We start from the raw sequence: 1810 nt of genomic DNA on the forward strand, positions 1-1810 counted from the left end.
AATCCCGGTATGTTCTGCGATTTGTTTTCCGGCGATGCCCCGATATCTCAATGTCTTGTCTAGGGCTTCTTGAAACATAAATTATTTTTTCTACCTACAGTGAACTTATTATATTATAATTATATTGTTAGCGAATGACAAGACACCTTTGCAGTTCCAATTATGGCACGGTGGGGGGAAATATGGTTATCCGAAACGAAATTAAGAACAGTTGAAGTTCTGATTAAGGGACAAATAAGAAAAAAGTCCCTAAAAAACAACCCCGCACTGACTAGAGCGGGGAAACACTCAATTACTTCTATTATGACACAAACAAGCTTTGTTCAGATCCCGTTCGAGCTAATTAATTATGTTCGTTCCCTGAAATTGTCTGGAACCCAATACGATTTATGGCTGTATCTCTACTCCCGCGATCCTTACGGTGATCGGTTTGTCGAAATCCCCTCACCCGCAGAGATCGCCGTGGAACTGGGAGTAAATCCGCGTACCATCCAGAGAGCGGCACAACGGCTACAGGATGCCGATCTCTTCGATTTTGCCATAGATAAATGGAAGGCCAAAAACACCACCAACAACGGCAAGGGAAAAAATTTTGCCTTGGACAAAATAATCCAAAAACGGACAAAAAGATCCCGTTGCGGACAAAATGATCCTGTTGACGACAAAATGATCCAAATGTCAGCAATCGGACAAAATGATCCGATTGTCGAGTCAAAACCCTTGTCAGATAAGGATTCTACCGAGCCTCAGACTATTCAGATTATTCAGACATCCCAGACCGTTGGGGGGATAAAGAATAAATGTATTGAAAACTCTGAAGAGGAGCAAGGAAATTTCGGTAAGTTATCGGCCGTTTTGGAAGAGATGGTGATCGATAAAAACCTTTCGGTGAGAAGTTGGCAAGAAGAGGAAATTTCTCGGCAAGTTATTCCCGATTTGGTCAGGGTTAAGTTGCAAGAATTGGGGATTTCCCTCGATGAAAGGGTATGTAAGGTGATCGAGGATCACGATATATCTCAGGTTTGGGGTGCGATCAGGCACATTGAGGAGACCTGGGAGACGATCAATAATCCCCGAGGGGTGTTTTTATATCAGGTTCCGAGACAGGAGAAAGAGAAGTCTTTAAAAAATCCCTTGAACCGAGAATTTTTGCAATGGTACGAGCAGGCGATTATCGAAGGTTCTGTCCAGGCGCGATCGCCCGAATATCTACCCCTCGACCAATTTCGAGAACCCAAGGTTTTCCTTCCAGACGGTCAACTGATAGCGTGGCGCAAGGTGGCGGCGGGGGAATACGATACAGCTGCCAGTCCCCAACAAATGGCGGAATTCTTTGAGATTTTGAGAGGTTGTTATGGAACTTCCCAGAAATGAAGAAGAGGAGATAATAGGCGAACGGTTGCGGCGGATCGAGGCCGAACTGACTCAGACCGCTGGGGAGAAGAGGAAAAAAAAGGCCGATCTGCAATACCTGAGTGATCTCAGGGACGATCTTCGGGCTTACCTGAATTTAACGGTGGGTCAAGCCGTTACCGACGGCAAACGGTTGGGGGTTATCGCCCAGTTGTCTCTCCCGTCGGTGGGTTTGCCGGTCGTTTGGGTTGATTGGTACGCTTCCGTTCCCGTTCCCGAACGACCCAACAGGTTAAAGGACGAGCCGTTCTTGTGCGATTTGAAGGTTGGTGACACCGTTACCATAAATGGGAACCATCCCGAAGCCGCCGGCAAAACCTTCGAGGTCAGAGAGTTTAAGGGGAACGGCTGGATTCTCACCACCGACAACCGGCTATTTCACTGCGAGTTTTTTCTG

The 1810-nt window shown here is 46.6% G+C and carries 2 protein-coding genes; both read left to right on the plus strand.

Going from position 1 to position 1810, the window contains the following annotated elements:
• Positions 1–303: 303 nt before the first annotated feature.
• Positions 304–1374: a GntR family transcriptional regulator gene (locus O9334_RS17330; RefSeq protein WP_288001441.1), complete on the plus strand. Its 1071-nt coding sequence runs from the start codon at positions 304–306 to the stop codon at positions 1372–1374.
• On the plus strand, positions 1355–1810 hold a 456-nt coding region (locus O9334_RS17335), incomplete at its 3' end, for a hypothetical protein (protein ID WP_288001444.1). The genes O9334_RS17330 and O9334_RS17335, both read left to right, overlap by 20 nt.

It is taken from the genome of Microcystis sp. LE19-8.1F, from assembly GCF_027531715.1.
GTDB classification, from domain to species: domain Bacteria; phylum Cyanobacteriota; class Cyanobacteriia; order Cyanobacteriales; family Microcystaceae; genus Microcystis; species Microcystis wesenbergii_A.

Coding starts and splice junctions, on each gene's coding strand:
- O9334_RS17330 (WP_288001441.1), top strand. CDS start 304: ATGACACAAACAAGCTTTGTTCAGATCCCGTTCGAGCTAATTAATTAT.